21 protein-coding genes are annotated in these 20464 nt (G+C 67.7%); 10 read left to right on the top strand and 11 right to left on the bottom strand.

Annotated features, from left to right (window positions below):
- Positions 1–40: 40 nt before the first annotated feature.
- From ptsP to AVR91_RS36390, 6 genes are all read right to left on the bottom strand, one after another.
- Positions 41–1675, bottom strand: a complete 1635-nt coding sequence (gene ptsP, locus AVR91_RS36415) for a phosphoenolpyruvate--protein phosphotransferase (RefSeq protein WP_063274143.1) — start codon at positions 1673–1675, stop codon at positions 41–43.
- A 68-nt stretch (positions 1676–1743) separates the two neighbouring features.
- Entirely contained in the window at positions 1744–2604 is an 861-nt protein-coding gene (locus AVR91_RS36410; RefSeq protein ID WP_063274186.1) for a ribokinase, read from the bottom strand.
- 316 nt (positions 2605–2920) lie between these two features.
- Positions 2921–4066: a hypothetical protein gene (locus tag AVR91_RS36405; protein WP_063274144.1), complete on the bottom strand. Its 1146-nt coding sequence runs from the start codon at positions 4064–4066 to the stop codon at positions 2921–2923.
- Between the two features lie 29 nt (positions 4067–4095).
- On the bottom strand, positions 4096–5328 hold the full coding sequence (locus AVR91_RS36400; RefSeq protein ID WP_063274145.1) for a WXG100 family type VII secretion target: 1233 nt from the start codon (positions 5326–5328) through the stop codon (positions 4096–4098).
- Positions 5329–5331: 3 nt separating this feature from the next.
- Positions 5332–5649 carry a hypothetical protein gene (locus AVR91_RS36395; RefSeq protein WP_063274146.1) on the bottom strand — a complete coding sequence of 106 codons (318 nt, stop codon included), beginning with the start codon at positions 5647–5649 and terminating at the stop codon, positions 5332–5334.
- Positions 5650–5673: 24 nt separating this feature from the next.
- Positions 5674–6222 carry a YbaB/EbfC family nucleoid-associated protein gene (locus AVR91_RS36390; protein WP_063274147.1) on the bottom strand — a complete coding sequence of 183 codons (549 nt, stop codon included), beginning with the start codon at positions 6220–6222 and terminating at the stop codon, positions 5674–5676.
- A 191-nt stretch (positions 6223–6413) separates the two neighbouring features.
- On the opposite strand from AVR91_RS36390, the gene AVR91_RS36385 reads away from it, so the two are divergent.
- The 5 genes from AVR91_RS36385 (at position 6414) to AVR91_RS36365 (ending at position 10037) form a co-directional block, all read left to right on the top strand.
- Positions 6414–6785, top strand: a complete 372-nt coding sequence (locus AVR91_RS36385; protein WP_063274148.1) for a hypothetical protein — start codon at positions 6414–6416, stop codon at positions 6783–6785.
- 79 nt (positions 6786–6864) lie between these two features.
- Positions 6865–8235 carry a hypothetical protein gene (locus tag AVR91_RS36380; protein ID WP_063274149.1) on the top strand — a complete coding sequence of 457 codons (1371 nt, stop codon included), beginning with the start codon at positions 6865–6867 and terminating at the stop codon, positions 8233–8235.
- A 2-nt stretch (positions 8236–8237) separates the two neighbouring features.
- The gene (locus tag AVR91_RS36375) at positions 8238–8993 is read left to right on the top strand and encodes an ESX secretion-associated protein EspG (protein ID WP_063274150.1); all 756 of its coding nucleotides are present in this window, start codon (positions 8238–8240) and stop codon (positions 8991–8993) included.
- Between the two features lie 10 nt (positions 8994–9003).
- Positions 9004–9402 (top strand): hypothetical protein, encoded by a 399-nt coding sequence (locus AVR91_RS36370; RefSeq protein WP_076857518.1) that lies wholly within the window; start codon positions 9004–9006, stop codon positions 9400–9402.
- Positions 9399–10037: a DUF3558 domain-containing protein gene (locus tag AVR91_RS36365; RefSeq protein WP_323807906.1), complete on the top strand. Its 639-nt coding sequence runs from the start codon at positions 9399–9401 to the stop codon at positions 10035–10037. The genes AVR91_RS36370 and AVR91_RS36365 overlap by 4 nt, the downstream gene beginning before the upstream one ends.
- Here AVR91_RS36365 and AVR91_RS36360 read toward each other — a convergent pair.
- Positions 10021–11088 (bottom strand): hypothetical protein, encoded by a 1068-nt coding sequence (locus AVR91_RS36360; protein ID WP_063274151.1) that lies wholly within the window; start codon positions 11086–11088, stop codon positions 10021–10023. The two genes, AVR91_RS36365 and AVR91_RS36360, sit on opposite strands and share 17 nt — an antisense overlap.
- Before the next feature lie 96 nt (positions 11089–11184).
- Between AVR91_RS36360 and AVR91_RS36355 the strand changes: the two genes are divergently transcribed.
- On the top strand, positions 11185–11904 hold the full coding sequence (locus AVR91_RS36355) for a TetR/AcrR family transcriptional regulator (protein ID WP_063274152.1): 720 nt from the start codon (positions 11185–11187) through the stop codon (positions 11902–11904).
- Here the strand turns inward: AVR91_RS36355 and AVR91_RS36350 are convergent, their stop codons facing one another.
- The 3 genes from AVR91_RS36350 to AVR91_RS36340 all read right to left on the bottom strand — a co-directional run bounded on the left by AVR91_RS36350 (position 11905) and on the right by AVR91_RS36340 (position 16900).
- The gene (locus AVR91_RS36350; RefSeq protein WP_016338323.1) at positions 11905–12642 is read right to left on the bottom strand and encodes an SDR family oxidoreductase; all 738 of its coding nucleotides are present in this window, start codon (positions 12640–12642) and stop codon (positions 11905–11907) included.
- A gap of 89 nt (positions 12643–12731) precedes the next feature.
- Entirely contained in the window at positions 12732–15578 is a 2847-nt protein-coding gene (gene leuS, locus AVR91_RS36345) for a leucine--tRNA ligase (protein WP_063274153.1), read from the bottom strand.
- 170 nt (positions 15579–15748) lie between these two features.
- Complete coding sequence (locus AVR91_RS36340; protein WP_063274154.1) at positions 15749–16900, bottom strand: esterase-like activity of phytase family protein; 1152 nt, start codon at positions 16898–16900, stop codon at positions 15749–15751.
- 65 nt (positions 16901–16965) lie between these two features.
- Between AVR91_RS36340 and AVR91_RS36335 the strand changes: the two genes are divergently transcribed.
- Positions 16966–17388, top strand: coding sequence for an SdpI family protein (locus AVR91_RS36335; RefSeq protein ID WP_016338326.1), 423 nt, complete (start codon positions 16966–16968; stop codon positions 17386–17388).
- Here AVR91_RS36335 and AVR91_RS36330 read toward each other — a convergent pair.
- Complete coding sequence (locus AVR91_RS36330) at positions 17385–17966, bottom strand: YqgE/AlgH family protein (RefSeq protein ID WP_063274155.1); 582 nt, start codon at positions 17964–17966, stop codon at positions 17385–17387. The two genes, AVR91_RS36335 and AVR91_RS36330, sit on opposite strands and share 4 nt — an antisense overlap.
- Positions 17967–18175: 209 nt before the next feature.
- Here AVR91_RS36330 and AVR91_RS36325 point away from each other — a divergent pair, with 209 nt between their 5' ends.
- The 3 genes from AVR91_RS36325 (at position 18176) to AVR91_RS36315 (ending at position 20456) form a co-directional block, all read left to right on the top strand.
- Entirely contained in the window at positions 18176–19438 is a 1263-nt protein-coding gene (locus AVR91_RS36325) for an MFS transporter (protein ID WP_063274156.1), read from the top strand.
- Between the two features lie 83 nt (positions 19439–19521).
- Positions 19522–20127 (top strand): YbaB/EbfC family nucleoid-associated protein, encoded by a 606-nt coding sequence (locus AVR91_RS36320; protein ID WP_063274157.1) that lies wholly within the window; start codon positions 19522–19524, stop codon positions 20125–20127.
- On the top strand, positions 20127–20456 hold the full coding sequence (locus AVR91_RS36315; RefSeq protein WP_063274158.1) for a WXG100 family type VII secretion target: 330 nt from the start codon (positions 20127–20129) through the stop codon (positions 20454–20456). Before AVR91_RS36320 ends, AVR91_RS36315 begins: the two co-directional genes overlap by 1 nt.
- The last annotated feature ends 8 nt before the right edge of the window (positions 20457–20464 follow it).

The following is a 20464-nucleotide window of genomic DNA, read 5'->3' as shown; positions in this document are numbered from 1 at the left end:
ACATGCCCCCGGATCCGATTTTGGGAGCGGGGGACCTTTGCTACCGCTTGGCGGCGGCCTGCCTCGCGGACACCGGGTCCGACGTGGCCAGAACCGCGTCGGCCAGTGCCTCGCATTCGGCCAGCGTCGTGGCCGCCACGCTCGCGCCGACCGCGCGCACGGCGGGCGCGTTCATCGAGAGGCTGGTCAGGCCGAGCCCGGCCAGCACCAGCGCGAGCCTCGGGTCGGCGGCGGCCTCACCGCAGACGCCGGCGGGCTTGCCGGTGTCCTTCGCGGCCTGGCCGATGACCTTGAGCAGGCGCAGCAGCCCCGGCTGCCACGGGTCGTTGAGCTTGGCGACCGCGCCGAGCTGGCGATCCGCGGCGAAGGTGTACTGCGCGAGGTCGTTGGTGCCGACGGAGACGAAGTCGACCGCGTCGAGGATCTCGCGGGCGGTCAGCGCGGCGGCCGGGATCTCGATCATCACACCCGCGCGGGCGATTCCGGCGGCGCGGACGCGCTCGGCGAACCAGGCTGCCTCGGCGGCGGTGGCGACCATCGGAGCCATCACCGAGACCTCGGCGCCGGAGTCCTGAGCGGCGCCAGCGATGGCTTCGAGCTGGCGGTCGAGGATCTCGGGACGGTCGAAAGCGACGCGAAGGCCGCGTACGCCGAGGGCCGGGTTGGGCTCGTCCTCGGGCTCCAGGAAGGCGAGGGGTTTGTCCGCGCCCGCGTCGAGGGTGCGGACGATGACCGGCTTGCCGCGGAACGGCGTGAGCACGGCGGTGTAGGCCTTGCGCTGTTCTTCGACGCTCGGCTCGGAAGAGGCGTCGAGGTAGCAGAACTCGGTGCGGAAGAGGCCGACGCCTTCCGCGCCCGCCTCCGCGGCGGCCTTGGCGTCGGTGGCGGAACCGACGTTGCCGAGCACCTTCACGCGGTGGCCGTCGGAGGTCGCGCCGGTGCCGTCCCACTCGATCGCGCCGATCTTGGCGGCCGTGACGACCTCGGCGTCCGGGTCCGCGACCTCGACGACGCCGGTGTCACCGTCCACCGCAAGCGCTTGCGCGTCGAGCGCGAGGAGCCCGCGGACCGCGACGACGGCGGGAATGCCGAGCGCGCGGGCGAGGATCGCGGTGTGGCTGGTGGGGCCGCCCTCTTCGGTGACGAGCGCGAGCACCTTGTCCGGGTCGAGGCCCGCGGTGTCGGCGGGCGCGAGGTCGCGGGCGACGAGCACGCTCGGCGAGGCGAGGTCGGGAACGCCGGGAGGTGCGATGCCGAGCAGTTCGGCGATGAGCCTGTCGCGCACGTCGAGGACGTCGCGGGCCCGCTCGGCCATGTAGCCGCCGGCGGCCGCGAGCGCGTCGGCGAACTTCCCCGCCGCCTGGTGCACCGCACGCGGCGCGGGCAAGTTCTGCTCCTTGACCAGCTGCTCCGCCGAGGAGACGAGCGCCGGGTCGGCTGCCATCGCCGCGGTGGTGATGAGGATCGTCGCGGCCTCACCGGTCGCCGTCTCGGCGAGCTTCTCGAGCCTGCCCGCCACGATCTGCGCGGCCGGGGCGATCCGGGCGGCCTCGGCGGCGGGATCGGCCGGTGCCGGCGTGCTCGCGGGTTCACCGAGCGGTTCGGCGACCCGGACGACAGGACCGCTCGCGCGGCCGGGACTGACGGCGACCCCGGACAGTGACTCAGACGGCATGGTCTAGACCATATCTCATAAGCGGCGTGAGCTGGCTCATAGCCATCAGCAGAACACAGAAGAAGACATCATTCCAGTTCGGACGCCGTCGGATACGAAGGCTGCGCGCCTTGGCGGGTCACCGTGATCGCCGCCACCTTCACCGCCTTGCGCGCCGCATCGACCAGTTCCTCGCCCTTCGCGAGCGAAGTGGCGAGCGCCCCCGCGAAAGCGTCGCCGGCACCCGTCGTGTCGACGGCCTCGACCTTCGGTGACGACACCTCCGTCACCCCGTCGGCCGTCACCACCGCCGCCCCCTTCGCGCCGAGCGTCACGACCGCGGCCTTCGGCCCGAGGTTGAGCAACTTGGGGAAATCCGCCTCGCCACCGAGCAGGAACGCGGCCTCGTGCTCATTGACCAGGAGGACGTCGAGCCCCTTCAGGGTCTTCGTCGACAGTTCGGCCGCCGGGGACAGATTCAGCAGCGTCTTCACTTGGTGTTCGACGGCCTTCGCGACGGCGTGCTCGACGGTTTCGAGCGGGATCTCCAGCGACAACACCACGATCTCGGCGCCGTCGAGGTCGACGTCCTCGGGCCGCAAGGCGGAATTGGCGCCGGGCGAGACGAGGATCGAGTTCTCGCCGTCCGGCGTGACTGTGATGTACGCGATCCCCGTCGGGCGCTCGCTCGTGCGCAGCGAACCCGTGTCCACCCCGGACTCGGCGAGCGACCGCTTGAGCAAATCGCCGTACGGGTCGTCGCCGACCGCGCCGAGCAACGCGACATCCGCCCCGAGCCGGGCCGCGGCGACCGCGGTGTTGGCGCCCTTGCCACCCGGCGACAAGATCGTGTCGCCACCGAGTACGGTTTCGCCACCACCAGGTCGCCGATCGACCGGGACGACGAGATCGGCATTGGCGGACCCGATGACCAGCACCTGAGAAGTCATGGAAGAGACCATGCCATGACCAGCAGTTGTCCGGTCGAGACCCTTCTCCAGGCGAAGATGTGAAGAACTTTGTAACTTTCTCGGCGCGTAGTGCGACAATCAGGCGAGCAGCGGAACGCCGTCACTCTTTCGGGGGATAACCTTCCCCCGGGCGTCACTTCGGCGATCACGCCCGCTCTTGAGATGCGTTGCCGCGTCCAAGCGGTGACGTTGCCCCGATCCCGGCTTCCGTCGGGAAGAGGGCATCGGGTCGCCGGCGTCGATCACGTAGCCCCCCGAGTGATCGGCGCCGGCGGCGCCCCGGTGGGCGGGCTCCTCAGCTTGCTACCGCCGTCTCCCGGAATTCCACACGGTCTGATGTCCGCATACTGCTTTCGAACTCACGCCTCGCGTTCACGCTGAACGGGCGCCCCAGCCGATACCAACCACCGGCGAGACTTTCGGACTCGTCGTTGTACGGATCACTTCTGGTCAATTCAGCCAGCTTCGGATGGCGGATCGCGAACATGTCCGATCCCGGCAGGAAGTCCAAGTAGGTGGAGCCATGGTCGACTCCCCACCGCACCGCGTCGATCTCGTGCCACCACACTCCGACGAAGGTGCCGTAGGTCCGGAAGTAGAAGCCGCGAGGTCCGAGTTCCAGGACGACCTTTCTCTTCTTCTCGTGCGTCGCTCCTTCGAAGGCTTCGACCACCATCGTCACCACAAAGAGTCCGAAGAGCACTACAAGCGCGCAGACGCGCACTGAGCCCTCAGCGGCGGCAGCGACCACCACGGCCGTGACCTCGATCATCAGGGCCGCGAACCGAAAGACCCCCAGCTTGCGCTTGTCCCATCCGTTGACGTGGATCTTCACCACGTCGTCCACGACGTCAAGAGCTTCCTCGTGGGCCGTGACCACCACCGGTTCGTCGGGCACAGTCCGCACGGCGGTGTTGTCGTCCTCGATCGCGACATCGACATGTTTCACGAGAAAGGGCATCAGCAGCTTCAGCTCACGATGCCTGAGGTCCACGTCGGCCACTTGGAGGTCTCCATCGGGTTCACGGGCCAATCCAGCGGACAGCGCGTCGAAACCCGATCCCGGGCGAATGACCAGAGTGAAGTCGTCAGATCCGGAACGGTACGGGGAGTACTCGCGAAACTTGAGGCTCAGGATGACTTTCGCGATGTCCTCCCACCTGGCGCTCCAGGCCACCACGCCACCCTTGATGCGCCTGATTCCCGCAAGATCGAAAATCAGTTCATCAGCGGGAGGGGGCGTCCGGTAGTTACGGAACTCGATGGTTCCGCAGTAGATGAACACGGCGCAGAGGACCCCGGCCACGATGCGCACTGCCAACTGGTAATCGCCGACCACGGCGATCGCCATGACCACGGTCAAGGTGCCGAAAAGGATCACCAGCACCAGATGACCGATGACGCCGGGCGTTCGTGAGATCACCAACCGGTCATCGATCACTTGGCGTTCCTTTCACGTCGCTTAGAGTCCTACAGGGACCCAGAGATCCGCTGCCCACCCTGTTGCTCGAAGATCGGTGGCTCGGCTGCTTGATTCTCGGAGTCAGGAGACTTTTGTGGTGCGCCTGCCGCACTGTATGGACCCATGACCCCGGCTGGAGGCGGCGCCTTCTTGCTGGGCGGCTCCTCCTCCTCGCCGAAAACGTCGCCTACCGTCTCGTCGATCTTTTTCCCGATAGCCTTGCGTTTCTCCTTGACGAGGTTCGACTGGAAGTCTTCGCCGTATTTTTCCTTGAGGCGCCCAGTCATATTTTCCTTCACTTGCGCCAGGTTGTCGGTGAGGCTTTTGTCTTTGGCTGTGCCTTCCAAACCAAAGATGTGCTTGCGAGTCTCAGGCAGATCCTTTCTCGCCTCTGCGACCTTCGACGCGAAGGTGGTGTCAACTGGGCTGTCGACTGCCTTCTTCCCACCACCGGTGAACTTCTTCAGCGCCTTCGGAGTCAGGGCGTCCTTGATCTTGTCGAAGCCATCCGTGAGACGCTTGAAGAGGCCCTTCGCCTTGTCGAACGCCTTGGTCAGCTTCTTGATCCAACCGACGCATTTGTTCGCGTAGCCGATGGCCTTCGGTGTCCCCTCGGCGGCGATACCGGCGGGCATCGCCGGCCCGGGGTAACGCATCGCGATGCTTATGAGCTTCCCGAGACACTCGGAGATCAAGTCACGGACGATGGTTCGCACGACCGCGAGGATCATCTTGCATACGCTGACCAGCGTCCCGATGGAGTTCGCACCCGAGGCGATACCCGCGTACAGATCGGCCCGATTCTTGGCGAAGGCCCGATAGGCGTCCGCAGCATCACCGGTCCAATTCGCACTTTCGCGGTCGACGGCCTTGCCCAGGTCTTCGCTGACCGACTCGAGTTCTTTGCCTATGTTCTCCCAGGTCCCGATCATGTTGTCCAAGGCGACCTGATCACCGACGAGCCAATCGAGTGGCTCACGGAGAAACGGGACGTGCTCGATGATCCAACCGAACGCCGAAGCCGCCAGAGTCCCGATGGGATCGGCGACGAGATCGGCCAAGCCCATCGCCCCGTTGGCGAGGTTCGCCAACCCTTCCGCCCAGTCTCCGCTCGCGATCTTGGCGCCGGTGTCCCAGAAGTCTTGGAGGATTCCCGCGCCTTCGAGCGAGCTCTCATCCTGAGCGGCGTCTGTCTTGATCAGCGGATTGGGGCCCGGAGCCGCAACGGGGGTTTCTGCCATCGGTCAGTCCTCCACCTTGAAGAGGCTTTTGAACTCGTCCTCCTGCATTTGCTTCCTTTGCTGCCAGGTGTGCACACGATCGGCATGGTCGGCCGAAGCTTCGACAGCCGACTCGATCGCGCTCCGCGCCAAGCTTTGGACGGTGGCGCAGATCGCGGCGAGCGGGATTCCGACGAGGCCGAATGCTTCGTCGCCCATTGCCGCGTCTGCGGCAGATCCCGTCATCGCGACTCGTTGCCCCAGATAGTCGATCGTGTTGCGATGTGCGGCGAGCTCCGCGGGATCGACCTTGAAATCTTCACTGCCTTGTGGCTCTCCCATGCTTTCCCTCCCTCAAGAACCCGCTCAGCGCAGGAAGTCGCCGCCGGTGAAGTAGTCGTCCTCGTGGTCCGTCTGCTGCCGTCGCGCGGCTCGCGGCGGCGCGGGCGGGGCCGGGGGTGTCGGCGGCTTCGGGGCGGGAGGGGGCGGAGGCGCGTCGAGCTCGTCTTCGGCGACGAAGCGGTCGTCCTCGTCCGCTTCCTGGTGGCCGCCCTCGACGTAGCCCGTCGGTTCGGGTTCCGGGTACTCGTTGTGCAGCTGGTTGACCAGCTCGTTCATCGTTTCGGTGCCCGCGATGGACGGCACGCCGGTCTGCATCGCGCCCGCGAGTTTGCTCTGCGCGCTTTGGACGACGCGGAGGATCTCCTGCGCGAGCGCCGGGTTGTCCCGCACGGACGGGCCGATCTCCAGGCCGACGAGGTTCCCCGCGTAGTTGACCTTGACCGAGATCTGGCCGTCTTTGCTGCGTTCGGACACCGAGACGCTTTCGATCTCGGTGCGCATCTGATTCGCCTTCCGCTGGGCGTCGGCCAGTTTGGCCTCGAAATCAGCGAAGAGCTGCTCAGGGTTCGACACGCGAACCTCCCCTGTTCACGTCGTAGCCGTTCGGCGACCGAGTGTGGCATACGCGTCTGACATCGGGGAACGTTTGGCGGACATCCGCACCCCGGTCGTGTGGATCACCACAGGCGGCCTCCGGTTTTCCCTACCGGATCCGACGGCTTACCCCATGTTCCCGCAGGTCAGCGGGCCGTAGCGTGCCGGATATGACGATTTCGGACTGGAAACGCGCGGTCTACGCGCTTCTCGCGCTTCCGGGGTATTTCGGTGGCGCGAAGGTCCAGCGTGGACTGACGCGGCGCTGGCTCGGGCACGAGAGCGGGTCGCGGCCGCGGTACGTGGCGGCCTTCGGTCCGAGCGCGGTCGCGTTCCTGCTCGCTTTGCTGCTGTTCTACCTCGTCGGGCGCATCGCGACCTACGGGCTCTTCTGGACCGGCAGCGATCCCGAGGGCACGTGGGGCGGGCCGACGCTGGCGGGAGCGTGGATCGTGCACTTCCTCATCGCCGCCGGGATGGCCGTTCCGATCTTCCTGGCGCTCCGGCCGCTCACCAGGCTCCAGGCTCGCCTTCTCGGCTGAAACCCGTCTACCAGGTGTGATCGGCACGGTATTGTGCGTGAGCGCAAGACATCGACCGATTGGGCCGGGGAGGGCTTCGATGGGTTTGTTCGGGGATGTGTGGGAGGCGGCCACCGGCCTGCTCGGCAAGACCGGGGCCGGTGCGGTGGCCGGTTTCGCCGTGGGCGGGCCGGTCGGCGCGATCGTCGGTGGCATCGTCGCCTCGAACGCGAGTGACGGCTCCGGCGCGGTCAATCAAGGCGGCTTGACGCCCAAGCAGCTGCTCGAAGCCGTCGTGAACGGCCCTGGCACCGGCTCGTTGGAAGAGGCGCGCAGGGTCGGCGGTGAGCAGGCGCGGAACCAGACCCAGCTCCATGACGGGACCCGCGACGTGATGACAGCGTTGGAGTCCGCCTGGACCGGTGGAGCCGCGGACGCCGCGCGAGCGAAGCTTCAGCCGCTCGCCGACTCCTCCACCTCGGCGTCATCGAGCCTGGAGCGCAATTCGGGGCTGACGCAGACGCAGCTGGATCAGTTCGTGTCGCTGAAGAACTCGCTGGACCGCGAAGTCGCCGCCGACCCACCGACCACGGGCACCTACGACGACGTGACGCCGTGGGACACCGACACCGAAGACAAGGTCAACCAGTACAACCAAAAGGCGCAGGCGAATCTCGAGCGCTACAACGCCTACAACGCCCAGTCCACTTCGAACAACGCAGGCCGGACCATCGACTACGGGCAGCTCGGCGCTTTCGACGGCGGGGATTTCAAGGTCGACGACAGCCGGCCCGGCCCTGGCGACGGCGGCAAGGTTCGCGGGTTCGACGGGCGCTCCGATTCCGGTGGAGACGGGTATCGGCCGCCTCCCGGCGGGGTGCAGCCGCCGATCCCGTCGTCGGGACCTCCACCGTCCGGCCCCGAAACGCCGAACCACAGGCCGTACGAGATCCCTCGCCCACAGCCGTCAGATCCGGGCTACCGCCCCGGGCAGTACGACGACGGCACTCGGGCGGCGGGGTACACGCCTCCGCAGCCTTCGTCCTATCCGGGTTACCAGCCGCCGTCCTTCGGTCCCGGCACCGGCGGCGGGACCAACTTCGGCCCTGGTGGTGGCGGAGGCGGTTTCGGGCCGGGCTTCGGGCCCGGCGCAGGCGGCGGTTTCGGGCCAGGCTCGGGCTCGTCCGGCGGTCCTGGAAGCGGCTCGGCGCCTGGACCCGGTCGCGGCAGTGGGGCGATGGCGCCCGGTCAGCCCGGTCAAATCGCGCGGCCCGGAATGCCCGGTGGCCCCGCCGGGGGCGCGGGCAGGCCTGGCGCACCGGGAATGGGCCCGCTGGGTGCCGGTGCGGGCAAGGGCAAGGGCGGCGAGGACGAGGAACACAAGCGCGCCTCGTACCTGCAGGAAGCCGACCCTGACAGCGTCTTCGGCGGCACTGAGACAAAGCCGGTCCCGCCGGTGATCGGGCTCTGATCGTGTTCGAAGCACCCCTGTACCTGCCGAAGACCGTTCTGCTCACCGCGTGGGAGTGGGAGCGCCACGGCACTCCGCTCGCGGTGCTCGGCCCGGACCACCTGTGGCTCGCCGAGGACACCAAGAAGAAGCTCGACGACGCGGTGCTCGACACCCTCACCGAGTTGAAGCTGGCCTCCGGTGGCACTTTGACCAGGGAGTTCCGCGACCTCCTCCGCGTGCTGGCCACCGGTCCGCTCCGGTTCACCGCCTGGCTCGGCGACATCGAGTCGGAGGAGACCGGGAACATCCTCGTGTCGGCGTCCGGCCGGGACGCGGTCCGGGTGATCCGCCAGGACGAGAAGGTCCGAATCGATGTCATCGACCCGGGTTACGGCGCCGAATCGCTGGTCGACATGTTGCCCCCGGTCGAACCGGCCCGGATCGACCCGGTCAAGATCCCGAAATCCCGCTTCTCGGGCCAGCCGGTCTACGAGGATTCGTACGATCTCGAGGACCCGACCGAAGAGCCCGACTACGACCCCTTGCCCTCGGCACGGGAGCTGATGGCGGCGAAACGCACCGGCGTGCACCAGCTCTACGCGGCCAATAGCGGCACCAGGAGCACTCCGCTGACCGTGGTCGACACCGTTCACGCCGGACGCGTCCTCACGTACGTGCTGCCGGGCGAGGACGGCGAACCGCTGGTCAGCTTCGAACCGGGGCGGAGGGATGTCCTTGTCGACGTCCTCTACGCGACCCTGCACGGACTGAAGTAAAGGGGATTCGATGACTTCGTTCTTCGGGGACGTCTGGTTTCAGAACAGTGATGACGTCGGAGGCGGTGGAGCGGCGCCTGCCAGTGGTCAGGGCTTCACCATGAGCGGCGATGAAATGCGGGCCCTGCTCAAGAAGTGCCAAGACCAACGAAAATTGGTCCGGGAAATGCAAGATACCGCTTGGAAATTACAGCAAGTCACAGCGCCAGGCAATGAACCCGCGAGCAGGCATGCGGTCTATGGCCCAAACGGAATAAAAGAAACCGGGGTGTACTATGAAGGACACTTGCGATTCCAAGATAACTATTTCACCGAACTGATCCTCCGACTGGAAAAAGCACTGGGGATGACCGAGGAAACCGACCGGCAAGCAGCCGAAGCAACCAAGAAACGCGGGTCACTCGAATGACTTCACGGCACCAGGTGGCCACTCTCGTACTCATGGCGACCGGCACCTTGCTCCTGACGGCTTGCGATGGCAACCGCGTCGCTCCTGGCACTCCGACTCCAGGTACAAGCACACCTGCCGCATCGTCAAGCGCGGCGGGTGTCCCGCACAGCGGAGCGCCCGCTGTGCAGAACCCGCTACCAGCAAAGGTTCTCGACGGAAGCCCTTGCGATAGTGCGCTCACCGCCCAGCAACTCGAAACCTTCCTCGGCGAACCGGATCCCGCCAAACCCAGCACCGACGCTCTCGGCGCCGCTTGCAGGTGGAATGCCGCGTCCGGCAGTGGCGCAGGATTCACGGTCAGTTACCAAACCAAATCGGACCAAGGCATCAGCCTCGCCTACCAGAGCGTGAAATCAAAGGTAGCTCGATGGGTGGAGCTCACTCCTGTCGACGGCTATCCCGCGATTGGGTACGGCGGAAATGCTCCGGGCGACGAGCGGCATTGCGTCGTGGTGGTCGGGGTCTCTGATCAGCTCGCCTACTCGGTTTCTCTCTCTCGAGGAGACAAAGCGGGCCGCGAGGGCAAGGACTCGTGTGAACTCGGCCGCGACGTGGCCGCGGAAGTCCTGAAGAACGTCAAGGGGAGGGCGTAAGCCGCGCATAGACGGCCTCCGCACCTTTGGCCAGGTTTTCGCGGGTGGTGGCCGGGTCGGTCTTCGCGGCGACGAGACTGATCCGCACCATCGAGCGGCCTCTCTGGAACAGAACCTGGCCGCCGTCGGCGCGTCGATGGGCGCAGCTCGCCTCGCCGACCGGCCTGGCCAGCGCCTCGCCGCGTTCGAAATCGCACTGCTCGCGAACGGCGGCGATCGCGGCATCGGGGTGCGGCACGGACAGCACGGTCTGGCTCACGGTGACGTTCGGTGCGATTCCCTCCGAAAGCGCCACCAGGCCGGTCCGATCACAGCGCATCTCGACACTGTTGTACTTCGAGCCAGGGGTTTCGCTCAAACTGAACAGATCCTGCTGCAGACCATCGGTCGGCCGCTCGGTGATCGTGGTGAAGACCTCCGCGGGAAAGGCGGCACACGGGTCGGCGACGAGGTCGTAAGGCGCGGGGTACGTGTGCACGGGCATGGACCGCGGGCCTTGGGCGATGTTACGGCGGATGCCGTCGAGCAGCGTGGCCAAGGCGGCTTCGGGATCGGGGAGCTTGGTGAAGCCGGTGATGCCGAGTTCCAGGATGTTGTAGTCGGTCTGGAGACTCACCCTGACGTCGTCGCCCTCTCGGTGAGTACCGACCTTCAGGACGGCGTCCCGCCAATCCATCCTCCTCGAGAATCGCGAGTGCAGGACCTTCAGGTTCACGCTCGCGCCGGACACGGTGACGCCGCCGCACGTACTCGCCCACAGCCCCGTTCCGGCGAGATCCGGACGGTCTCCGTCGGTGGTGCTCAAGCGTTGTCCGCCCTGGAGAAAGCCGTCCTTCAGCACCATGCCCGCGGCGGCCAGCACCTCATGGGTGAGGACCGCGCAGGCGTTGTGGACGAACCCGCCCTGGAAGGTGGCGGGTGGTTCGGCGCTCGGGGTTTCCTTCAGGATGAAGCGCCGAGCTGGCGGAGGAGGGTCGGCGGCGGGCCCGGATCGGGGTACGCAAGCGGCGCAGAGCAAGGCGGGCACGACCAGCAGAAGTACGCGTTTCATCAAGCCGGAACGTTACGATTTGCGATCGCGGAAGCCAGCCCACTCCGGAGTGGTCCATTTGCCGCGAATCCCGTACTGACCACCTAGAATGCCCGGATGACGAACACCGGCCGCAGGGGTCGCGAGCGGGCCGCGACCGATCAGGACATCCGCCGGACGGCGCGGGCGCTCCTGGTCGAGCAGGGGCCGGAGGCCGTGACCCTGCGGGCGATCGCGCGCGAGCTCGGCATCACGGCGCCGGCGTTGTATCGCTACTACGGGTCCCGCGACGATCTGGTCGAGCATCTGCGCGCGGACGTCGTGGCGGATCTTGCGGCCGAGCTCGCCGAGGACATCGCGCAGCTGCCGGACGAGGGCGCGCTGCAGCTTTTCGCCATCTGCAAGGGATTCCGGCGCTGGGCGCTCGCGCACACCAAGGAGTTCACGCTGGTCTTCGCGTCGCCGGCGGGCGACGACACGTTGAGCAGGCTGGGCGAGCCGTTCGGGCGGATCTTCCTGGCGGCGGCTGGGCGGGTGCTCGCGATGCACGATCTGGTGACGCCGTCGAACGACGTGGTCCCGGCCGAGCTGCGCGACGATCTCACGTCGTTCCAAGAAGAACTGCTCGCCGTGCTGAAGGAGTCCGGGGCGACGTTCCCGCTCGAAAAGCTCGACCTCGGCGTGACGTACCTGATGATCCAGTTCTGGGCCCGGCTCTACGGGCACGTCACGCTCGAGGTCTTCGGCAACTACCCGATCCCGTTCTCGAAACCGGACGTCCTCTTCGACGCGATGCTGGCCGATCTCGCGCGCGAGATCGGCCTGTCCACCGAGTAGCTACGCCGCGTGCCCGCCGTCGACCGAGACGGTCGAGCCGGTCACGTACTTGCTTTCCGGCCGTGCCAGGAACGACACGGTGGCGGCGACCTCCGACGGCGAACCGTAGCGGTCGAACGCCGTCAGGCTCCGCTGGTCGGCGGCGTACGGGCCGTCGGCCGGGTTCATGTCGGTGTCGGTCGGGCCGGGGTGGACGATGTTCACCGTGATGCCGCGCGGCCCCAGTTCCCTGGCCAGGCCCTTGGTCATGCCCAGCAGCGCGGTCTTGCTCACCGCGTACAGCGACATCCCGGGGCCGGGCACCCGGTCCGAGACACAGCTGCCGATGCTGATCACGCGGCCGCCGTCGCCGAGGTGCCGGGCAGCGGCCTGGGTGGCCACGTAGACACCGCGGACGTTGACCGCGAGCACGCGGTCGATGTCCTCCAGGCTCGTCTGGTCGAGCGGGCCGACGAAGCCGACGCCCCCGTTGTTGACCAGCACGTCGAGCCTGCCGAATTCGGCGACCGCGGTGTCGACCGCGGAGACCACGGCCGCGGCGTCGGCGCTGTCGGCCTGGATGGCCAGCGCGCGGCGGCCGAGCGCCTTGATCTTGTCCACGACACCGGCCGCGAGTTCGGCGTTGTTCTGGTAGGTGAGCGCGACGTCGGCGCCGTCCTCGGCGAGCCGGATCGCCGTGGCGGCACCGATCCCGCGGCTGCCGCCGGTCACCAAAGCCACCTTGCCGTCGAGGGTCATGCGGTGTTCTCCGTTCGATTTCGTTGTCCTTGAACAACTCCATCGAATCGCCTCATGACCCTCGACGCTGGCGCCTTTCGGCCACGGCGTTACAGCACGATGTTGACCAACCGTCCCGGCACGACGATCACCTTGCGCGGGGTGCCGTCGCCGACCAGTGCGGCGACCTTCTCGTCGGCCAGCGCGGCCGCCTGCACCGCGTCCTTGCCCGCGTCGGCGGGCACGGTGACGCGGGAGCGCACCTTGCCGTTGACCTGGATCGGGTACTCCACCGAATCCTCGACCAGGTACTTCTCGTCGACGACCGGGAACGGCCCGTGCACCAGGGAGTCCGCGTGGCCCAGGCGCTTCCACAGCTCCTCGGCCAGGTGCGGGGCCAGCGGCGCCAGCATCAGCACCAGCGGCTCCACCAGCTCACGCGGAGTCGCCTCGGCACCGCCGTAGACCTTGGTGACGTGGTTGTTCAGCTCGATCAGCTTCGCGCCGGCCGTGTTGAACCGCAGCTCCGCGTAGTCCTCGCGGACCCCGGCGATCGCCTTGTGCAGCTGCTTGCGGTCGGCGTCCGTGGCGTCCACGGTGGACACACGCAGCTCACCGGTCTCCTCGTTGACGACCAGGCGCCACAGGCGCTGCAGGAAGCGCTGCGCGCCGACGACGTCCTTGGTCGCCCACGGCCGCGAGACGTCCAGCGGGCCCATCGACATCTCGTAGAAACGGAAGGTGTCGGCACCGTAGTCGGCGGCCATCTGGTCAGGAGTCACGACATTCTTCAGGCTCTTGCCCATCTTGCCGTATTCCTGGTTGACCTCTTCGTCGCCGAAGAAGAACTTGCCGTCCCGCTCCACGACCTGGTCGGCCTGGACGTGCACACCTCGGGCATCGGTGTACGCGTACGCCTGCACGTAACCCTGGTTGAACAGCTTCCGGTACGGCTCCTTGGACGACACGTGGCCCAGGTCGAACAGCACCTTGTGCCAGAACCGCGAGTACAGCAGGTGCAGCACCGCGTGCTCGACACCGCCGACGTACAGGTCCGTGCCGCCGGGGTCGTCGACGCCGTGCTCGGCGGGCCGCGGGCCGACCCAGTACGCCTCGTTCTCCGGCGCGACGAACACGTCCTGGTTGGTCGGGTCCAGGTACCGCAGCTGGTACCAGCAGGAACCCGCCCAGTTCGGCATGGTGTTGATGTCGCGGCGGTAGGTCTTCTTGCCCTCGCCCAGGTCCAGTTCGACCTCGACCCAGTCGGTGGCGCGCGCCAGCGGCGAGGACGGCGTGCTGTCCTTGTCCTCCGGGTCGAACGTCACGGGCGAGTAGTCGGCGACCTCGGGCAGCTCGACCGGCAGCATGCTTTCCGGCAGCGCGTGGACGTGGCCGTCCTCGTCGTAGACCACCGGGAACGGCTCGCCCCAGTAGCGCTGACGCGAGAACAGCCAGTCGCGCAGCTTGTACTGGACGGTGCCGCGGCCGTGCTCGTTCTCCTCCAGCCAGCCGATCATCGTCTTCTTGGCTTCGTCGACGCCCATTCCGTCCAGGAAGCCCGAGTTGATCGCGGGCCCGTCTCCGGTGAACGCCTTGCCGTCGAAGCCTTCCGTCGGCTGGACCGTGCGGATGATCTCCAGACCGAACTTCTCGGCGAACTCCCAGTCGCGCGTGTCCTGGCCGGGGACGGCCATGATCGCGCCGGTGCCGTAGCCCATCAGCACGTAGTCGGCGACGAAGACCGGGATTTCCTTGCCGTCGGCCGGATTCACCGCGTAGGAGCCGGTGAAGACGCCGGTCTTCTCCTTGTTCTCCTGACGGTCCAATTCGGACTTCCGCGAAGCGGCGGCGCGGTACTCGGCGATGGCTTCGGCCGGGGTGGCGGCGCCACCGGTCCAGCTCGCGTCGACGCCTTCCGGCCACGTGGCGGCGGTCAGCTCGTCGACCAGCGGGTGCTCGGGCGCGACCACCAGGTACGTGGCGCCGAACAGGGTGTCCGGACGGGTCGTGAAGACCTCGATCTTCTTGTCGCCGGACTCGAACGACACCCGCGCGCCGTGCGAACGGCCGATCCAGTTGCGCTGCATGGACTTGACCTTCTCGGGCCAGTCCAGCAGGTCCAGATCGTCGACCAGGCGGTCGGCGTACGCGGTGATGCGCATCATCCACTGACGCAGATTGCGCCGGAACACCGGGAAGTTGCCGCGTTCGCTGCGGCCGTCGGCGGTGACCTCTTCGTTCGACAGCACCGTGCCCAGCCCGGGGCACCAGTTCACCGGCGCCTCGGAGAAGTAGACCAGCCGATGCGTGTCGATGATCTCCAGCTGCTCGGCACGGGTCAGCTCGCACCAGTTTCGGCCGTCAGGCGTCCGGCGCTTGTCCTGGGCGTACTCGGTCTCCAGCTCGACGATCGGCCGGGCCTTGCCCGCCTTTTCGTCGTACCAGGAGTTGAAGATCTGCAGGAAGATCCACTGGGTCCACTTGTAGTACTCCGGATCGATCGTCGAAATCCGGCGACGCTCGTCGTGACCCAGGCCCAGGCGCCGGATCTGGCGCAGGTAGGTCTCCATGTTCTCTTCGGTCGTCTTGCGCGGGTGCTGCCCGGTCTGCACCGCGTACTGCTCGGCGGGCAGCCCGAAGGCGTCGAAGCCCATCGTGTGCAGCACGTTGCGGCCGATCATGCGGTGATACCGCGCGAAGACGTCGGTCGCGATGAAGCCCAGCGGGTGCCCGACGTGCAGGCCGGAGCCCGACGGGTACGGGAACATGTCCTGGACGAACAGCTTGTCCGACGGGACCTCGCCGCTCTCGTCCGCGAGCGGGCCCACCGGGTTCGGTGCGTGGTAGGTGCCGTGGTCGGACCAGTAGTCCTGCCAACGCTGCTCGATCTGGCCCGCCAGCTCCGCGGTGTAGCGGTGCTGAGGGGCCGCGTCGGCGCCTTCGCTCGCCTGGTTCATCGCCGAAATCCTCCGTGCTCATCCACGTCAAGCCACTCCAGAAACAACTCGACCCCTCAGCCCGGAGGGCATGAGGGGTCGCCGCGCTGGTCCCGGCCGTTCGACCGAGTTCAGCGCGGCAGGCTAAGGAGCAGCCGAGCCGTGTTCATGGGTCCAGTTTAACGCCCAGGTCAAAGGCGTTCCGAGGGGACCGCCAGAGCGATGAACTGGGTCACCTGGGTCGCGGAGAAGTTGTTGTCGCTGACCAGGACCAGGCTGCGCTCCCCGTTCGGGAGGCGCGGGCCCCAGGTCATGCCCTCGACGTTGTCCACCGTGGACAGCTTGAAGTCCGCGAGATCCGCGAGCAGGCGCTTCTTGACCGGCTTGACCTTCTTCGCGTCGGCGAGGGAGGGCGTGTTCAGGATGTTCGTGGCGCCCTTGGTGTCGATTTCGTAGATGCGGATCTTGTTGCCGACACCGGTGACGAACGACCGCTCCATCACCAGGTAGCGCGTCGGATCGGCCTGGTCGACGGCCAGCAGCGACGAGATGCCGGTGGTCGCGAACGCGCCGGGCGGGTTCGGCGACGCGAAGACCTTCTCCTGCGGGTACGCGTACTGCGCGAGGACCGGCCCGAACCGCGACTGGACGGTGATGCGCGAAAGGGCGCCCGACGTGGTGTTCGCCTCCGGGCCGTCCTGAAGCAGCGGCCCCTCGGCCGAGCTGGCGACCAGCGAGCCGAAGCCCGCGAAGGTGAGGCCTTCGAGCGCGAGGTTCTGCCGCGGCCCTGCCGTCGCGGTCATCTTCTCGTTGGCGGGAATCGGCAGGTCACGGACGTACGCGCCGTCGCGCTTCGCCTCACGGATCGACGGGTCGATCAGCGCCGCCGCCGACCGTTCGCCCTCCTGCGACCAGACGTACTGGCCGGTCCAGGGGTCGACGCGCAGCTCTTCGGGGTCGATCGTCTGCATGTTCGGCGGCTGCGCGGGATCGTTCTTCGCGAGCGGCGGGTACGGCGTGCCGTCGGGACGCAAGAGCGGCTTGGTGCCGGTGAAGGTCACCGGGCCGAGCCCTTTGGCGTCGAGGGAGAACTTCGCCGTGTAGAAGCGCGCCGGGTTGAGGGCGGAGCGGTCGTCGCAGATCAGCGCGTACTCGCCGGTGCGGGGGTCGTAATCGATGCTGGACAGGCCACCGACGACGGTGCCCTCGTAGGGCAGGGCGTTCGGGACGATCTGTTCCCCGATCAGGCGAAGCGGACGGTGACCCGCTTCGGCGGCCGGTGCGGCCATCAGGGTGAGGGGAACGGCCCCGATCAGGGCGGCAGTGAGAACTCGGCGTGACATGGCCTGTAGCACAGTCGATCAGGGTATCCGGCAGGTTGCCGGGACGTCACGCTTATCCTCGTGGAGTGTTCGTCATAGCGCTGGTCCCGATCGTGCTGGGTGTCCTCGTCGGCTGGGGTGGGTTCCTCGGCCTGCGTGAGAAGCTGCCGCGTGACCGCGGCGCCGGCGTGCGCACCGCCGCCACGATGCGCAGCGAAGACGCCTTCCGGCTCGGCAACAAGGTCGCCGGGGTCCCGACGCTGGCGGGCGGCGTGATCGCCGTGCTCGCGGGGATCGCCGCGCTGGTCATGCCGACGACCTTCGGGCTGCTGCTGGCCTCGTTCGTGGGCGTGGTCGGGCTGGTCGCCCTGGTCGCGGCCGGGGGAGTGCTCGGCAACCGCGCCGCCGCGACGGTGCCGGAGCCCGAACCGGAGCGGCCCGCCGGCTGCAGTGGCTGCGCTTGCGGCACCTGCGGTGTCTTCAAGAAGGCCGACACCGCCACCGCCTAATTACGCTGGAGGTCTCCCGGATGGGTGGCCAGCAGCGCCAGCGGGATTCCCTGCCGCCGCAGCACCTGACCCCACAGGTCCTGGTGCGGCGAGGCGAGGACGTCACTCGGCAGCGCCGGGACGATCACCCAGTCGTCGCGTTCGATCTCGTTCGCCAACTGGCCGGAATCCCAGCCCGCGTACCCGGCGAACACCCGCACGCCGCGGACCTTCGGCACCAGGATCTCGGGATCGGTGTCGAGGTCGACCAGCGCGACCGGGCCGCGGACGGCGATCACGCCGGGCACGCTCGACGCCGTCTCGCCGGTCCGCAGCGCGGCCAGGCACAACGCCGTCTTCTTCTCGACCGGACCACCGACGAACACCGACTGCGGCTCGGCGACGTGCCCGCCCCAGTTCGGGAGCACGTCGTACACCGGCACGTCACTCGGCCGGTTGAGCACGACGCCGAGCGTTCCCTCGTCCCGGTGATCGATGACGAACACGACGGTCCGCCTGAAGTTGGGATCGAACATCGTGGGGGCGGCGACCAGGAGCGTTCCCGGTTCGACCTCGGCGTCCGCTGGCACGTCCGCCATGATCCCACTTCGAGCGGAGACAAATCGTCCGGCTCTGGGAACAACAGCATCACGAGCACCGTTGGACACAACGGTCGGTGCGCTTTCCGTGTCCCCCGGGCTCACTGAAGAACCGCCTTTGTGGAATACCGTCCGGCTGGAGCCACACTGCGCATAGCCGCCGAGAGGCGACCTCAAAGCGCATCGGCCACCTTCAATAGGCTGGTGCCGTGACGACCACCGCCACGGCGCCCACCAGGGCGTTCGTCCGCGACCGTGACTTCCTCCGACTGCTGTTCACGCGGTTTTCCGCGCACTGGGGCAACGGCATGTACCAGGCCGGGCTGGCCGGCGCCGTCCTCTTCAACCCCGAACGCGCCGCCGACGCGCTCGCCATGGCGGGCGGGTTCGCGGCGCTGCTGCTGCCGTACTCGATCGTCGGCCCGTTCGCGGGCGCGCTGCTCGACCGCTGGGATCGCCGCAAGGTCTTGATCTTCGCGAGCCTGCTGCGGTCGGCCACCATCCTCGCGACGGCCGTCGCCGTGGGCACGGGTGTGGCCGGGATCGGGCTCTTTTCCCTCGCCTTGGCCTCCGAAGGCATCTCGCGGTTCATCGGCTCGGGTCTGTCCGCGTCGCTCCCTCACGTCGTCGAAGAGAAGTCCGTGGTGGCCGCGAACGCCTTCGCGGCCACCTGGGGTTCGGTGCTCGCCGTCGTCGGCGGCGGCTGCGCGATCGGCCTCCGGGCGCTGACCGGCGCGGACGACGCCGGTTCCGCCTGGGTCACCGCCGTCGCCGCGCTGGGCGGGATCGGCGCCGCCGTCCTCGCCGCCGGATTCGCGCGCGGGCTGCTCGGGCCGTCGACGGTCGACGAGCCGTCGAACCCTGCCCTAGCCGTTGCCCGCGGCCTGGCCGACGGCGCGAAGGCGGCCTGGCGCACGCCCAGCGTCACGGCCGGGTTCGTCGCGCTGTTCGCCCATCGCGCGTCGTACGGCATCTCGCTGCTGGTGACCGTGCTGTTGATGCGCAACCACTTCGCCGCCGGGATGACGGGGCTGGGCCAGATGGCGGCGTTCGCCGGTGCCGGGATCCTCGTCGCCGGATTGCTGACCGCCCGGCTGATCGAGCGGTTCGGCAGGGTCCGCGTCGTGGTGGGGGCGCTGGTGCTGGCGGCGGTCGCGCAATCCGCGCTCGGCCTGCCGATGGCGATCCCCACCGCGTTGCTCGCGGCGTTCCTGGTGACCGGCGCCGGGCAGGTGCTGAAACTGTCCGTCGATTCCTCGGTGCAGCTCGACGTCGCCGACGAAGCGAGGGGACGGGTCTTCGCGCTCTACGACACGCTTTTCAACATCACCCAGGTCGTCGCGGTCTCGCTGGCCGCGACGGTGATCCCGGCCGACGGCCGCTCACCGGAACTGCTCGTCACGGCGACCGTCCTCTACCTGGCGGGAGCGGCCGGTCATCTGCTCGCCGTGCGAAAACGCCAGATCCGGTGATATGACGCAAGCGTTGGCATTAGGGTGACGCTTACCGACACCGGGTGGCGTATGCCCGGGATCCAGCACCAGCGGGGGCTCAAGTGACGACGGCCGGCGACGACAGCGCACGCCTCGAAGCGCGCAATGCCGCCATGAAGGACCAGGTCGACACGCTGCTCGAACAGTTCGAGCGCCAGACGGCCCAGCTCCGGGACGCGCAGGAAGCCGCTTCGCAGACGTCGGCGACGGTGGTCTCGCAGGACGGCCTCGTCCGCGCCACCATCGACGCGACCGGCACCCTGGCCAAGCTCGAGATCCAGCCGAACGCCTTCGAGCGCACCAACCCCGCACAGCTGGCCAACACCGTGCTGACCCTGGTCCGCCAGGGATCGCTGCAGGTCAAGCAGCAGGTCGCCGAGCTGATGGCCCCGATCACCGAAGGGCTGCCGGACCTCTCGGACCTCATCGAAGGCGCGCCTTCGCTCCAAGGGCTGATGCCGGCCATCCCGGACTTCCTCGCGGCCGAAGAGGAAGAGGCACCGGCGAAGTCCGACGAAGACTTCGACGCCCCGCTGATGATCAAGGAGGACGCACCGCCGCCTCCGCCGCCTGCCCCGCCGACACCGAAACCGGTTCCGAAACGGGTGCGTCAGCAGGACGACGATGAGGAAGAGCCGCCCTCGAGCTGGCTGACCAGGGGAGTCTGATGCCGAACGGTGGGGGTGGCGCCGGGTTCACCGCGGACCCGGACGCGGTGAAATCGGCCGCGGCCAAACTGGGGATCGCCGCGGACCAGCTGGACGAGGCGGGCAAGGAACTGCTGGCCGCGATGAATTCGCTCGGCGCGTGCTGGGGCGACGACGACGCGGGCAAGGAGTTCGCGAAGGACTACGAGCCGGGCGCGCAGGGCTCGTCCGAGGGATTCGCGAACGTCGTCGAGGCGCTGCGGGGGATGCAGCACAACGTCGAACGGTCGATGACCGCGTTCACGAACGCCGAGGAAGAGATCAAGTCGACGCTGGACAAGAAGGTCTAGCGCCGTGG

This window comes from Amycolatopsis keratiniphila subsp. keratiniphila (assembly GCF_001620365.2).
GTDB classification, from domain to species: domain Bacteria; phylum Actinomycetota; class Actinomycetes; order Mycobacteriales; family Pseudonocardiaceae; genus Amycolatopsis; species Amycolatopsis keratiniphila.
The sequence above is the reverse complement of the archived record's forward strand: the minus strand, read 5'-3'. Positions and strand labels throughout refer to the sequence as shown.

What these genes read in the sequence shown, in the direction of transcription:
- AVR91_RS36360 (WP_063274151.1), bottom strand. Translation starts at nt 11,088, where the DNA reads ATGAAACGCGTACTTCTGCTGGTCGTGCCCGCCTTGCTCTGCGCCGCT.
- AVR91_RS36330 (WP_063274155.1), bottom strand. Translation starts at nt 17,966, where the DNA reads ATGGCGGACGTGCCAGCGGACGCCGAGGTCGAACCGGGAACGCTCCTG.
- AVR91_RS36350 (WP_016338323.1), bottom strand. Translation starts at nt 12,642, where the DNA reads ATGACCCTCGACGGCAAGGTGGCTTTGGTGACCGGCGGCAGCCGCGGG.
- AVR91_RS36355 (WP_063274152.1), top strand. Translation starts at nt 11,185, where the DNA reads ATGACGAACACCGGCCGCAGGGGTCGCGAGCGGGCCGCGACCGATCAG.
- AVR91_RS36410 (WP_063274186.1), bottom strand. Translation starts at nt 2,604, where the DNA reads ATGACTTCTCAGGTGCTGGTCATCGGGTCCGCCAATGCCGATCTCGTC.
- AVR91_RS36385 (WP_063274148.1), top strand. Translation starts at nt 6,414, where the DNA reads ATGACGATTTCGGACTGGAAACGCGCGGTCTACGCGCTTCTCGCGCTT.
- ptsP (WP_063274143.1), bottom strand. Translation starts at nt 1,675, where the DNA reads ATGCCGTCTGAGTCACTGTCCGGGGTCGCCGTCAGTCCCGGCCGCGCG.
- AVR91_RS36400 (WP_063274145.1), bottom strand. Translation starts at nt 5,328, where the DNA reads ATGGCAGAAACCCCCGTTGCGGCTCCGGGCCCCAATCCGCTGATCAAG.
- AVR91_RS36315 (WP_063274158.1), top strand. Translation starts at nt 20,127, where the DNA reads ATGCCGAACGGTGGGGGTGGCGCCGGGTTCACCGCGGACCCGGACGCG.
- AVR91_RS36395 (WP_063274146.1), bottom strand. Translation starts at nt 5,649, where the DNA reads ATGGGAGAGCCACAAGGCAGTGAAGATTTCAAGGTCGATCCCGCGGAG.
- leuS (WP_063274153.1), bottom strand. Translation starts at nt 15,578, where the DNA reads ATGAACCAGGCGAGCGAAGGCGCCGACGCGGCCCCTCAGCACCGCTAC.
- AVR91_RS36365 (WP_323807906.1), top strand. Translation starts at nt 9,399, where the DNA reads ATGACTTCACGGCACCAGGTGGCCACTCTCGTACTCATGGCGACCGGC.
- AVR91_RS36370 (WP_076857518.1), top strand. Translation starts at nt 9,004, where the DNA reads ATGACTTCGTTCTTCGGGGACGTCTGGTTTCAGAACAGTGATGACGTC.
- AVR91_RS36380 (WP_063274149.1), top strand. Translation starts at nt 6,865, where the DNA reads ATGGGTTTGTTCGGGGATGTGTGGGAGGCGGCCACCGGCCTGCTCGGC.
- AVR91_RS36340 (WP_063274154.1), bottom strand. Translation starts at nt 16,900, where the DNA reads ATGTCACGCCGAGTTCTCACTGCCGCCCTGATCGGGGCCGTTCCCCTC.